Origin of the sequence: Bartonella sp. AR 15-3 (genome assembly GCF_002022445.1) — a bacterium.
GTDB lineage: Bacteria > Pseudomonadota > Alphaproteobacteria > Rhizobiales > Rhizobiaceae > Bartonella.
Window position 1 is genome coordinate 1078964 of sequence record NZ_MUYE01000001.1, and the last position, 13724, is coordinate 1092687.

Sequence of the window (13724 nt, forward strand, 5' to 3'; positions counted from 1 at the left end):
CATGTCTCGTTCGTCTATACTCCCTCCAAAAGCACCAAAAATTATTCATAAAGAAATTCATCACGGTATTTACCGCGAAGATCCTTATCATTGGCTGCGGGCCTCAAACTGGCAAGATGTTTTAAAAAAAACCAGCTGTCTTGATAACAATATTAAACAACACCTCGAAGCAGAAAATGCCTACCAGGCTGATCAAATGGCTGATACAAAACCATTACAAGACTTACTTTTTTCAGAAATGAAAAACCGTATTCAAGAAAATGACAGTTCTGTTCCTATAAAACATGGACCTTTTGCCTATGGTTTCTCTTATGTAACCGGAGGTCAACAACCACATTATTTCCGCACACCAAGAAATGGTGGAGAAAAAAACATTTACCTTAATGGTGATGTTTTGGCGAATGGTAAAGATTATTTCAAATTTGGTACAGTTCAAATATCTCCCAATCATAAATATGCAGCATGGACTTATGATGATAAAGGCTCTGAATATTATACAACTAAAATTCATAATTTTGGAGTATTGCCTCACTATACTGATACAATCACTAATACATCCGGACAAATCGTGTGGGATGCCAATTCTGAAGGATTTTTTTATACTAAAATGGATAAAAATCATCGCCCTTCAGAACTTTATTATCACCGATTAGGTACTGATCAAGCTCAAGATAAACTTATTTTTTGTGAAAATGACCCAGGATTTTTTCTATATGTGAGTGGTTCTAAACTGAATGACTTTATTTATATTAATATTCATGATCATGAAACTTCAGAAGTCTGGCTGATCTCTGCCAATGCTCCTCTCAATTCTCCTCAATGTGTACGAAAAAGAGAAAAAGGCATTGAATACTCACTCACAGAAGGAGGCGATGTCTTTTATATTCTCACTAATCGAGATAATGCAAAAGACTTCAAAATTATGGTAGCACCATATACATCACCGCAATCAGAACACTGGTCTGAAATTGTACCACATCAATTTGGGCGTCTCATCCTTTCGCATGATGCTTATCAAGAATTTCTAATTTGGCTTGAACAATTTGAGGGACTCCCCCGTATACAAATCATGGAGCGGAGCACTAAAAAAACTCATTCTATTGCTTTTACAGAAGAGGCTTATTCTTTAGATCTGCAAGGGGCGGCTGAATACAACAGCCAGACTATTCGATTTATTTATTCATCTATGACAACCCCTAATCAAGTTTTTGATTATGCAATAAAAAATCGTAAAAAAGTTCTTTTAAAAACGCAAAATATTCCCTCTGGGCATAATCAAGATAATTATATAACACAACGTATTATGGCAACTGCAAGTGATGGAGAGAAAATCCCTATCTCCCTTTTTTATCATAAGACTACTGATCTTAATGGTAATGCGCCTTGCCTTCTTTACGGCTATGGCGCCTATGGAATCTCAATTCCTGCAAATTTCAATAGTAATATATTTTCGCTAGTCAATAGAGGCTTTATTTATGCAATTGCCCATATTCGTGGAGGAAAAGAAAAGGGACAGAATGGTATGAAAAAGGAAAACACCACTTTAAAAAAAACACGTTTACAGACTTTATTGCCTGTGGACGTCATCTCGTCAATAATAAGTTCACTGCTCATGACCGACTAATTGCCTATGGTGGCTCAGCAGGAGGAATGTTAATGGGTGCCGTAGCAAATATAGCCCCACAGGATTTTGCTGCTATTATCGCGAATGTTCCTTTTGTAGACGTCCTAACAACAATGCTCGACGCTTCGTTGCCTCTAACTCCCCCAGAATGGCCAGAATGGGGTAACCCTCTTGAATCTAAAGAAGATTATCATCTTATTTCCTCCTATTCACCCTATGATAATATCAAGGTTCAACAATATCCTCCTATTCTTGCCATTGCAGGATTAACAGATCCTCGCGTAACGTACTGGGAGCCTGCCAAATGGATAGCGAAATTACGTGATTTAAAAACAGATGATAATGCAGTTTTATTGCGTATTAATATGGATACAGGCCATGCAGGTGCCGCTGGACGTCTCTCAAAATTAGAAGAAATTGCATATATATACGCATACATTCTAAAAATAGTAGGAAAAAATAACTTCTAACTTCAATATTTTATCCTATAAAAGGCTTCATAAACTATAAATTTGAAGCCTTTATTAATTATAATGAACTATACACTCCTGCTTCTATAATCCATAGCTTTCATAAAGTTCTAAAACATAATCCCAATTAATTAAATGATCCACAAATGCCTCTAAATATTTTGGACGAGCATTACGATAATCAATATAATAGGAGTGCTCCCACACATCAACACCTAGAATAGGTTGCGCATCATGAATTAAAGGATTCTCACCATTTGGTGTTTTCATAATTTCTAGTTTATCATCTTTAAGAACAACCCACGCCCAACCAGACCCAAATTGAGCACCACCAGCTGCCATAAAATCTGCACGGAATTTATCATAACCACCAAGATCAGATTCGATAGCTTTAGCTAATTTTACAGGAAGTTTTTGTCCTCCACCACCTTTCTTCATCCAATTCCAAAAATGGTTGTGATTATAATACTGAGCTGCATTATTAAACAAACCAGGATTTTTTCCAAAGCTTTCCCTAATAAGGTCTGTAAGACTCTTATCTTCTAAGCCTAAATCTCTTATAAAATTATTAGTATTTGTAAGATAAGCAAGGTGGTGCTTATCATGATGATATTCAAGTGTTTCGCGTGACATATAAGGCGAAAGGGCATCATAATCATAAGGCAACTCAGCTAATTTAAAAGTCATCTAAAAATCTCCTCGTTTCTAATTATTAATCTCACTCCTAAATCTAATTTGATACTTATAATATTTTTAAGCGCAAATATCTAATAATGTTTGATATCAACTGAATAATATATACTATAATAGCTCTTTGAAGATATTTGATCATTAATCAATGATACTACCTTGAATACAATCATATTCTGATAAATATTCCTAATCTGATTATCTACAGAATATCAAATTACTTTTAAATAACAAAAAGAAGAATAGTTAATAGCTATCGGCCCTTAAATTTTCGACATAAAATATTGCCCAACACACCACGAAAATATTCTTACCTGTTTTTACAAAATTCTTTCTAGCATATTATGATTGAACTTGTTACTCCTCTTATCACTGCAGCCAAAATAAGGTTGCTAGCGACTACTTTTTAGAAACTAAAGTTTTTTCTTCTAGATCTTGATAACATCCCATAAACTGAAGCACATTTAATATCTTGTTCATACTGATCCCAAAAAAACTAGAGGCAATAAATTTCTCACTTTCTTTTGTATTATTGGCCTAATTTATGAATGTGGAAGAAAAATTAATATATGTTGCACAACCGATAGAACTGCTTCTTTTTCTAAAGTTGGAATAAGTTCTTCTCCTATAGAAAACTATTCTACTGCCCTCATTGTATCAAACTACGAATTAACACAAAAAGTTGAAGCAGCAACTCTTAACCACCTTAACTTCACATGGAATATAATACATATTGAAACAATTTCCAAACTCAGTTTAAATAGCTTCTGGAATATTAAATAGATTCTGTAAAATAAATTCCAACACCTTTTAACCAAATTAAGCAAAAAATCTGTTTAATTTTCTTAATTGTAATCTTAAGAAGATTATTAATAAATTAACTGTGCTTCATCAAAGAAAAAATCAAGCGTAATTTTTTAAATTACCAATTTCTGCAAGTTGTTCCAAAAGTTTTAACAGTAACTATAAAAGAAATATTGAATATGATCTCAAATAAAAAATCATTTATCTGCTACACATATATTTATACTTTCCGTTCATCAATTTGCGTAAGCATAATATTAAAAAGCTCAATAATAAATTTACCCAAAAAATGATTTCTACCCTGCGTTTCTAAAACAAAAAGCCGTTATTTAATGGCTCCAACAAGCGCCTTAGCTATATTTTATAGCAAGCTGACAAGTGAAAAAACAATCTGCACTATAAACAAATAGTGCTTGCAGATCTTTCAAGCCAATAAGAAAAGAACTTAATCAATAGCAATACGAAAGATACTATTCAGTATACCTTTCTGTACTAGCGTTAATTTAATATGCTTAACAAAACCAGCAATTTCATACCTGCTATTGTTGTACAAATTGAATGCTATTGTTCCTACAATAAATCAAATAACCAGATTATCGCTTATTTCCATCGTTTTTAACCCGATTTCAACAGCTCTCTCTTTTATATTGTCACTCATCACCACAGCTTTTGCTATACTAGATAAATCACCTTTGATATCAGTATAAAATTGGGATACCTTCCACTAAAAAACTCCGCCAAAACTTGTACGCCCTGCCTATTATCCCTATCACTAAACAACGACGGCTTTTATACTGAAACCAAATCGTATAAACTAAAATTTATTATTCTCTTTTTAACAGTGCATACCAAGAAAAATGCCCCGATTGTCTTCTACATCAACATTTTTTATCCCCTATCGCTTGATAATATTTTAATAATTACTGCAGAAATAGACCAAAACAAGAACAAAAATATTGGAAATAAAAAATCAAAACTTCCAAATTCTCTACCTTCTTTCCTTATTCAAGAAACTCACAGCTTTATCCATAAAAATATAGATACACTTTTCATAAATGAGATAAAATTTAGAAAAACTTATATTTTTTAAATCAGTCTTGTGCCTTTCTTATCTATAAATTTATTTCTAGCCTAATCAATCACCTTGCATTAGACTCTTCCTACAATTCATCTGAAAAGTCTATATTCCAACAGCAAATTTACACATCATAATATTTCTATTGCATTACATCCTTTAATTATAGAAACCTTATAATGAAATTTTAAATAGGATTTTCTAATTCTCACTCTGCAAAACTTACCTCTATAGCTATCTGAAAATTCCTTCCCAACTACCTTAAAGAAGGCTTTCATTCAGAAAAATATAACTTTTAAGTAACTTCATACTTTAACGAATTAAAATTTATAAGCTAAACCGACACGAAAATCATTAGTTTTATAGTATTTTAGGTTTATTTTGTTGAATTTTTTCTCACCAAAATCCGAGTAACGATACTCTGAGCGTAGCAGAATACGATCAGTCATGGCAAAATCAAAACCACCCCCAAGAGTATAACCAATCATTGTTTCTGCACTATCGAACGAACTCGCAGAAGTATTTTCCTTACCTATTTCCTTAATTGACTTCGCAAAAGTACCTTGAATTTTTGTATAAGCAATACCACCAGCAATATAAGGCATAACACGACCAGCGGACAAACCTAAACGTATCCGTGAAGTACCAATCCATTTCTGTTTCAAAGTATGAGTATATGTTTCAACAAGATTAGGCTGTCTTAACGTTGGGTTTGGCGAACTTACATTTCTCGCAGCAGGTATTGGTGATATTCCCTCAGGAGCAACAGCCTTTTTCACGATAGACTGAGAGGATTGACCAACATTAGCTTGAGGCAGACTTCTTTTTGATCGTGCTTGTCCTGAAGAAGAAGTAGTTACTCCACTCTCTGCACTACGAGTATCTCCTCTAGGATTTATTATAGTACTTACTGTATGAGTAACGACTGGAAAAGAACTTGGAGTTGAAGAAACAGGTGGATAGACAATTACCATTTCCTTACCCGTAGCACTTACTATCTCTTCACCCGATGGTGTACGAATCGACATTGCACGTACAGGCGCTTGACTGCGTGCTAACTCTTTTGGTTTTTTTTTGTTTTTAACAAAAACTTTTGTATTCCTTTTATTAGAGAAAACGATATCTGTATCAATACCTAGCACAAAACGATTACCCCAATCAAAATTAAAACCGGCGAAGAAACCACCCGTGATTCCAGAAAGATCAGATGAGAAATCTTCATCAATCGAATTCCATTTTTTAGTTTTATCTATATCATTATATTGTAAAGTAGTAAAACTAGAAAAGCTCCCCATCTGTCCCCCAAGATAAAAGCCTTCCCAAGAATAAACAGGAGCAGAAATTGACTTTAAATTTGAAGGAACTACGATATCAGCTGCCTGTATTCTAGAAGTTAAACTAATAGCTAAAATGGATACTGTCATTAAATATTTTATATTCATCTATCAAAAATCCAAATTTAAATAAAATACATTTTGTTTAAAGAATCATAAACAAAATAATATTACTAACAAATTGTTTCTTTTTTCTAAAGAATATCTCTATTTAACATAAATTATCTAAAAAACAAATTGATAGTTATTCATATGAATAAATCAGTTTTAATTATTGAGAATGTATATTGCTTAAAGTACCCTTGATTTCAAAAGTAAGTGCTCTATTTACTTATACCATTAAACATAAATAGAGTACTTTATTGGGGAAAAAACGTTTCATGAAAAAGGAATATGTTTGGTTTACCTCAAGAGCAGCGGTATGGTCTCCTCGTTTTAGTGGATTGGCATTTCTTATTTTATTATTCTCAACACTTTTACAACGATATTCTATGCTTCGTGTCAGTGATTTTATCGTTTTAGTAAGCCTTTCTGCTTGCTGTATTTTTCTCTCTCTTTTTCTTGCCATCAAAGCACTCTATAGGTTATGGACACATGGTATTCGAGGTGGAATGAAAGCACTGAAAGGTATCATTTTTTCGTTAATCACTGCCACACCACTGGTGCTATCTACTGGATGGTGGTTTGCCTTACCAGCTATTTATGATGTTTCTACTGATACACAGAAACCACCAGTTTTTTTCCGTACTCTGCGTCCTAGTGATTCTTTACCTTTCAAAAATGATTTAATTAAACAAGCAACAGTACAAATGTCACAATGGCCAGAAATGTCAGGACGTCGTTATGACGGCTCTCCTGATTATATTCGTAAATCAGTTTTTAATGTCTTAGCAGCCCGCGGCTGGCCTGTGCTAGCTCAACAAAGTATCAAAAGCGAAGATAATGAATTTTATATTGCGACGATAGCAAAAACTATTTGCCTAGGTTTTATTTCCGATATTGTAATTCGCTTAACAGATGAAGGAGATACAACTTTTGTTGATATGCGTGCTACTTCGCGTCATTTGCCAAGAGATTTTGGTACGAATGCTGCTTTCATCATCGCTTTTATGGATGCACTTGATACAGAAATAGCTTCTATTCCTTTTTCTTCAAGCGATGAATAAAAATTATAAAATATGATTGCATTTTCAAAGTAAATAATTATTTTATTTTGATATAAGAAAAAGACAGATAATTGAGATATTTTCTACAATTTTAAATTAATGCCACAATAAATTATTTTATAAGCTTTGTAATTGAATAATTTCTGTAATTACATTTACCAAAATAGTATTTTTATAGATTATAATTATGATTCTTCAATTATTTTTAAAATACAATATTTTTTGATTTGTATACGCTCGTAAATGTAGATATTTATGAATTTTATACTATAAATAATAAGATATTGAATGTTAGAATAATTACTATAAGGAAAATGTAAGATTTAATTGATATACACCAAATTAATTTTTTAGTGTAATTTTCTTAGAAGCTAGTAATGTATTTTTATGATATCATGATAAAAATAAGTTTTTATAAGAAGAAAAAATGAGCACTTCTGCTTTCACATATTGCGTACAGTTGTAAAAATCGTTATAAGGCGCGAACGCTAGTGTAATTATGTTGTCTTTGGGGTATAGCCAAGCGGTAAGGCACCGGTTTTTGGTACCGGCATTCCCTGGTTCGAATCCAGGTACCCCAGCCAGTTTCTCCTAATTAAAATTTAGGTGTTGATTTATAGCTCTATTCCTAATTTTTGTTGAATTGTTTTTCAACTTATAGCTGACTGCATCATCGTGTACTATGTAAAGATTATAACAACTAATCAATAAGATTCTTTAATAGACCTAGTGTACTTTATTTAAAGAATATGTACTTGCTGATAACAAAACTAATACCCTAATAATTTTATAGTTATATTTTTATATTAAAAGAAAGTTTATGATATTCAATCAATAATTTAGAGTAAAATTTGTTCCGATTAATTTATAAAAGCTCATATCTATTCCAGATTAAATTATTGAAAGTAGTAGCTCTATTACTAAAGGACAAGGTCGAAAAGGATAGAAATTATTTATGTAATAATTAATTTGAACAAATTTTAATAGTATAAATTTATAGCTCCTTATTAATCGTTTATAAAAAAAACTTGCTAGCATTTAGAATTAAAGCGCTGTTTTAATCTATAAAGATACTATCGAAACTATCGATAAAACATGCAAAATTAAAAATGAATATAAAAGATTGTAACAAAAGCAACTTTATACAATGGAGATATCAACTTTACTCGATGAGTGATTGTACCACTTCAATAAAAAGTTTTTTTGGCGATTGCTGACTGCGCTGCTGCTAAACGTGCAACCGGTACCCGAAAAGGCGAACATGAAATATAATCTAGACCATTTTCTTCACAAAAAGCGATAGAATGAGGATCACCTCCATGTTCACCACAAATACCCAGTTTAATTTTCGCACGTTGAGAACGCCCACGTTCTGAAGCAATAGCTATAAGTTCTCCTACTCCATCTTGATCAATCGATACAAAAGGATCTTTTTCCAAAAGTCCTTTTTGCAAATAAGTTGTCAAAAATGGTGCTGCATCATCACGCGAAATACCAAAAGTAGTTTGTGTCAAGTCATTTGTTCCAAATGAAAAAAATTCTGCGGTTTCTGCAATTTCATCCGCTCGAAGAGCAGCTCTTGGCAATTCAATCATTGTCCCAACTATGTATTGAATATTAACATTCTTTTCCTTCATCACTTCACCAGCAACATAATCAATACGCGCTTTAACAAAATCCAATTCAGACTTAAGAGCCACGAGTGGTATCATAATTTCGGGAATGACAGGAGATCCTGTTTTCTTAGCTGATTCTACTACCGCTTCAAAAACTGCTCGCGCTTGCATTTCAGCAATTTCAGGATAAGTGATGATTAAACGGCATCCCCGTAAACCAAGCATGGGATTAAATTCATGCAATTGGTGCACACATTCTACAAGTAGTTCAGAAGGAATCCCCATTGCCATTGCAACACTAAGAATTTCTTTTTCTGTTTTTGGCAAAAACTCATGTAAAGGCGGATCTAAAAAACGGATAGTCACAGGTAAACCAGACATAATTTCAAACAATTCAATGAAATCTGATCGTTGCATTGGCAAAAGCTTATCCAACGCTTTGCGACGTCCATCTGCATCATTACTTAAAATCATTTCACGCATAACAACGATACGCTCACCAGTAAAGAACATATGCTCAGTACGACAAAGACCAATACCTTCAGCTCCAAAAGAACGCCCCATACGTGCATCAGTCACTGTTTCAGCATTAGCGCGAACTTTCATTCGCCGCATTCCATCAGCCCATTCCATTAATTGAGCAAAATCTCCACAAAGTTCGGGCTGCAACATTGCAACCTTTCCTTCTAAAACTTCTCCCACTCCACCATCTATTGTAATAATATCGCCTTTTTGAAAGCTCTGACCTGAAGCAATCATCGTATTTGTCTTATAATCAATCCGCACACTGCTGGCACCAGAAACACAGGGTTTTCCCATACCGCGAGCGACAACAGCAGCATGACTCGTCATCCCACCACGTGTCGTTAAAATTCCTTCTGCAGCATGCATACCATGAAGATCTTCTGGACTTGTCTCTACACGTACTAAAATAACTTTCCGTCCTTCTATTGACGCTCTTTCTGCTTCTTCAGATGTAAAAACAATTTCACCAGTTGCAGCCCCTGGGGAAGCAGGTAGACCACGCGCTATAACACATCGCTTTGCCTTGGGATCAAGCATAGGATGTAAAAGCTGATCAAGTGATTTTGGTTCAATCCGCATCACCGCTTCTTCACAGCTTATCAACCCCTCCGCAACCATCTCAACCGCTATCTTTAAAGCTGCACGTGCTGTTCGTTTTCCTGAACGAGTCTGCAACATCCACAATTTACCCTTTTCAATTGTAAACTCTAAATCTTGCATATCTCGATAATGCTGTTCAAGCTTATGCGCAATCTGGCATAATTGTGAAAAAGCTTCTGGCATAATTTTTTCCAATGATGGTTTATTTGAACCAGCAGCAACACGAGCAACTTCGGTAATATTCTGAGGTGTACGAATACCTGCTACAACATCTTCACCCTGTGCATTAACTAAAAATTCACCATAGAGTTCTTTTTTCCCTGTTGATGGATTACGTGTAAAAGCAACACCCGTTGCTGAATCTTCACCCATATTGCCAAACACCATAGCTTGCACATTAACTGCTGTTCCCCAACTTTCAGGAATATTATGTAAACGACGATAAGTAATTGCACGTGCTGTCATCCAACTTGAAAAAACTGCTCCAATTGCACCCCATAATTGTTTTTCAGGATCTTGCGGAAAAGGTTCTCCTAACTTCTCTTCAACACATGCTTTGTAAAGAATAATAATGTTTTTCCAATCAGTTGCTGTTATTTCTGTATCAACACCGTAACCATTACGTGCTTTTACTTCATCAAGAATTTCCTCAAAATGTGAATGATCTAACCCCAAAACAACATTGGAATACATTTGAATAAAACGACGATAACTATCATAAGCAAAGCATTCATTATTGGCTTGTATAGCAATTGCTTTTACAGTATCGTCATTCATACCGAGATTAAGAACCGTATCCATCATCCCTGGCATAGAATCCCGAGCTCCTGAACGGACAGAAAGCAAAAGCGGCACTTGTTTATGAGCAAATTCCCGTCCTGTCTGTTCTTCAATACGTTGGAGCGCTTGTCTAACATTCTCCTGCAATTCTTCTGGGTATGTACCACCATGAGTATAATAAAAATTGCAAACTTCTGTTGTAAGAGTAAATCCAGGAGGAACAGGCAAACCAAGATTACTCATTTCTGCTAAATTAGCTCCTTTACCGCCAAGAAGATTACATTCACTCGCACTTCCTTCTGCTTGACCATTACCAAAACTATAAACCCATTTTGCCATCATATAAATCCGTTCAATTATCAGTATCAAAATATTATTTGACCAAGCTAATCATTAAAAATAGTCTTTCGATTTTAAAATTAATGAAGCCAAATAAAATACTGCCTTATAGTAAGGTATGAAAAGTACCCCTCTCCAATAAGAAGACCAACAATCATAATTACCAATCTTCATTTTGGAAACAATGTATATTGTTAAAGAAAACTATCAATTACTGAAAAGAAATCTTGCATTGACATAGCACCTTCATACTTTTTACCGTTAATAAAGAAGGTTGGTGTTGCTGTAACACCAAGCTCTTTTCCACGTTCAAAAGAGGCATTCACTTCGTCCAAAATAGATTGATTTTTTAGGCACGCATTAAAGCTTTCATCAGTAAAACCAGCCATAAAGGCAATTTTTTTCAATGGCTCCAAAGCGTCTGCTGCCATAACCCACTCATTTTGTTTTTGAAACAAAACTTCTATCAAAGGAAAATAACGATCTTCTGGAGCACACCTAGCCAACATAAAACCCGCTGTTGCCCGAGGATCATAAGAAAAATCCCGAAAAATAAGTTTTACTTTACCTGTTTTGATATACTTTTTACGAAGTTGAGGAAGTATTACATTGTAAAAATCAGCACAAAAAGCGCATGAAAGTGAAGCATATTCAATAATGATCACAGGAGCATTGTCTTCACCCTCAACTTTATCCTTAACTTTACCCGATTTAAGGAGCTCAGCCATATCAATGGTTGCTACTGGCTTAGCTTTACTTACTAAAGTTGTAGTTGCATGAACCTGTGCAGTTACACCCCAAATAAAAATTATTACGAAAGATACAATGAAACGATAATTAATCATAAATAACACTTTTCTGTTCGACTTAAACAAATAAAAATCTAATACCTCTTCATTAAGGGAAAGAAATATAAAATGGTTTTCCTTCTTTATTATTTTTTTTCCGTCAAAATGCAATATCCAAGCTTATAAAGTGATCGGTGTAAACTTTTATCTTCAATCTCTTCAAGCATTTTTTTTAAGCGTTGTTTATTTTTTTTATTTGGGAATAGCTCTACTTCCGAATAATCCGTGAAAACTGATACCTGCTTGTGTTCAATTTTGATTCGGTCAATAGCGATATACCCAAAAAAACTATTAATTCTTTGAATCAATTCATTTGTTTCATGCATTAACTTTAACATAGCGATTCCTTCACATGCTACCACAAGTGTCGCAGGATGAAATGTTTCATTTTGATCTGCACGACCTTTCCAAATAATTTTGATCGGCATGGTATGTTCGCCAATATCCTGCCCGACAATCTGTGACCAATTTTCTATGAGCGCTATATTAAGTCCTGTTCTTTTGCGTAAAATCGGATCAAGCATTTCGGATACCATTTCAGCAATAGAATAAAAATGATATTTTTGTGTGTTTTTGCTCATTCCATCCTGGGCCATTATTAAATCATAATTGTTTTCTTTTCGATATTTAAAGCCACTACTTTGAAAATTAATAATAAATACAACTTTAAAAAACTGCGTTTACTGAATTAGAATTTTTATAATTAATTATTAAAAGCAAACTATAAATTGCAAAATATATGCTTTTTTGTATTTTAGACTTGTTTATGATTAAAAACAACGATGTATAAAATTTCTTCACTTCTCCTTTCTTGGTATGATCAAAATTATCGCCATTTACCATGGCGTATACCCCCTACAAAACAAATAAAAGGCATTTATCCTGATCCTTATCGAATTTGGTTATCCGAAGTTATGCTGCAACAAACAACAGTTGAAACTGTTAAACCTTACTTTAAAAAATTTCTAAAACTTTGGCCTGATCTCTTCTCTTTATCACAAGCATCACAAGATGATATCATGAAGGCATGGGCGGGTCTTGGTTATTATTCACGTGCACGTAATCTTAAAAATTGTGCTATTCAACTTGTTAAAAATCATAGAGGTAAATTTCCACAATCGGTAAAAATATTACGCACTTTACCGGGTATTGGAGACTATACTGCAGCAGCTATTGCTGCAATTGCCTTTGATCATCCTGTAGCCGTTGTTGACGGTAATGTCGAACGTGTTATAACGCGCTTATTTGCCATTACTTCAACATTACCCAAAGCAAAATCTGAGATCAAAGAAAAAACATTTGAAATTACTGATGTAAAACGTCCTGGTGATTTTGCTCAAGCTATGATGGATTTAGGTGCAACAATTTGCACTCCCCGTAAGCCATCTTGTTTACTCTGCCCTCTTCAAAATTTGTGCACAGCAATGAAAATGCAGGCAACAGAAGCTTTCCCAGTAAAAGTTCCTAAAAAAGAACGTCCTTTAAAAACTGGTGCTGCTTTTGTAATACTCAATGAAAATAAACAAATTTACTTAGAAAAACGACAGCATACAAAATTACTCAACGGCATGACCCAAATTCCTAATAATATCGGAATAAATGAAGAAAATGGACTGCAAAATGCTCCCTGTTCTGCTAATTGGAAATTTATGGGACAAATTACACATATTTTTACTCACTTTTCTTTAAAACTTAATGTCTACTGTGCAGATAATATTCGGGGAACAAAGCTTAAAAATGGTTGGTGGTGTGATATTCATCATCTTAGCAAAGAGGCACTCCCTACTGTTATGAAAAAAGCCATTGCTATAGCTATTTCTTCTCCTTTTAAATTCAAATAACTTCCCACCTAC

General features: G+C 34.0%; 7 protein-coding genes, 1 tRNA gene and 2 pseudogenes. 4 read left to right on the plus strand and 6 right to left on the minus strand.

What is annotated here, in order from left to right; genetic code table 11:
• Nucleotide 1: 1 nt before the first annotated feature.
• Nucleotides 2–2094, plus strand: a pseudogene (locus BAR153v2_RS04820) (S9 family peptidase).
• An 84-nt stretch (nt 2095–2178) separates the two neighbouring features.
• Here BAR153v2_RS04820 and BAR153v2_RS04825 read toward each other — a convergent pair.
• The 3 genes and pseudogenes from BAR153v2_RS04825 to BAR153v2_RS04830 all read right to left on the minus strand — a co-directional run bounded on the left by BAR153v2_RS04825 (nt 2179) and on the right by BAR153v2_RS04830 (nt 6105).
• Entirely contained in the window at nt 2179–2781 is a 603-nt protein-coding gene (locus tag BAR153v2_RS04825) for a superoxide dismutase (protein ID WP_078680548.1), read from the minus strand.
• 1387 nt (nt 2782–4168) lie between these two features.
• Nucleotides 4169–4294 (minus strand): annotated as a pseudogene (locus BAR153v2_RS07685) (helicase HerA-like domain-containing protein); the annotation flags it as partial.
• A gap of 689 nt (nt 4295–4983) precedes the next feature.
• The gene (locus BAR153v2_RS04830; protein WP_244548639.1) at nt 4984–6105 is read right to left on the minus strand and encodes an outer membrane protein; all 1122 of its coding nucleotides are present in this window, start codon (nt 6103–6105) and stop codon (nt 4984–4986) included.
• Nucleotides 6106–6377: 272 nt separating this feature from the next.
• Between BAR153v2_RS04830 and BAR153v2_RS04835 the strand changes: the two genes are divergently transcribed.
• Together BAR153v2_RS04835 and BAR153v2_RS04840 are read left to right on the plus strand one after the other, a co-directional pair.
• Entirely contained in the window at nt 6378–7163 is a 786-nt protein-coding gene (locus tag BAR153v2_RS04835) for a DUF1499 domain-containing protein (protein WP_078680963.1), read from the plus strand.
• Between the two features lie 509 nt (nt 7164–7672).
• Nucleotides 7673–7747 (plus strand) — tRNA-Gln (locus tag BAR153v2_RS04840).
• Nucleotides 7748–8350: 603 nt separating this feature from the next.
• Here the strand turns inward: BAR153v2_RS04840 and ppdK are convergent.
• The 3 genes from ppdK to BAR153v2_RS04855 form a co-directional block, all read right to left on the minus strand.
• Nucleotides 8351–11023, minus strand: a complete 2673-nt coding sequence (ppdK, locus tag BAR153v2_RS04845) for a pyruvate, phosphate dikinase (RefSeq protein ID WP_078680964.1) — start codon at nt 11021–11023, stop codon at nt 8351–8353.
• Between the two features lie 194 nt (nt 11024–11217).
• Nucleotides 11218–11868 (minus strand): DsbA family protein, encoded by a 651-nt coding sequence (locus tag BAR153v2_RS04850; protein ID WP_078680549.1) that lies wholly within the window; start codon nt 11866–11868, stop codon nt 11218–11220.
• Between the two features lie 89 nt (nt 11869–11957).
• Nucleotides 11958–12452, minus strand: coding sequence for a DUF721 domain-containing protein (locus BAR153v2_RS04855; RefSeq protein ID WP_078680965.1), 495 nt, complete (start codon nt 12450–12452; stop codon nt 11958–11960).
• Between the two features lie 201 nt (nt 12453–12653).
• Between BAR153v2_RS04855 and mutY the strand changes: the two genes are divergently transcribed.
• A complete protein-coding gene (gene mutY, locus BAR153v2_RS04860; protein WP_078680550.1) occupies nt 12654–13712 on the plus strand; it encodes an A/G-specific adenine glycosylase in 1059 nt (352 codons plus the stop codon).
• Nucleotides 13713–13724: the final 12 nt, after the last annotated feature.

Excerpts from the sequence above, each read along its gene's own strand:
- BAR153v2_RS04825 (WP_078680548.1), bottom strand. The coding sequence starts at position 2,781 with ATGACTTTTAAATTAGCTGAGTTGCCTTATGATTATGATGCCCTTTCG.
- BAR153v2_RS04830 (WP_244548639.1), bottom strand. The coding sequence starts at position 6,105 with ATGAATATAAAATATTTAATGACAGTATCCATTTTAGCTATTAGTTTA.
- BAR153v2_RS04835 (WP_078680963.1), top strand. The coding sequence starts at position 6,378 with ATGAAAAAGGAATATGTTTGGTTTACCTCAAGAGCAGCGGTATGGTCT.
- ppdK (WP_078680964.1), bottom strand. The coding sequence starts at position 11,023 with ATGGCAAAATGGGTTTATAGTTTTGGTAATGGTCAAGCAGAAGGAAGT.
- BAR153v2_RS04850 (WP_078680549.1), bottom strand. The coding sequence starts at position 11,868 with ATGATTAATTATCGTTTCATTGTATCTTTCGTAATAATTTTTATTTGG.
- BAR153v2_RS04855 (WP_078680965.1), bottom strand. The coding sequence starts at position 12,452 with ATGAGCAAAAACACACAAAAATATCATTTTTATTCTATTGCTGAAATG.
- mutY (WP_078680550.1), top strand. The coding sequence starts at position 12,654 with ATGTATAAAATTTCTTCACTTCTCCTTTCTTGGTATGATCAAAATTAT.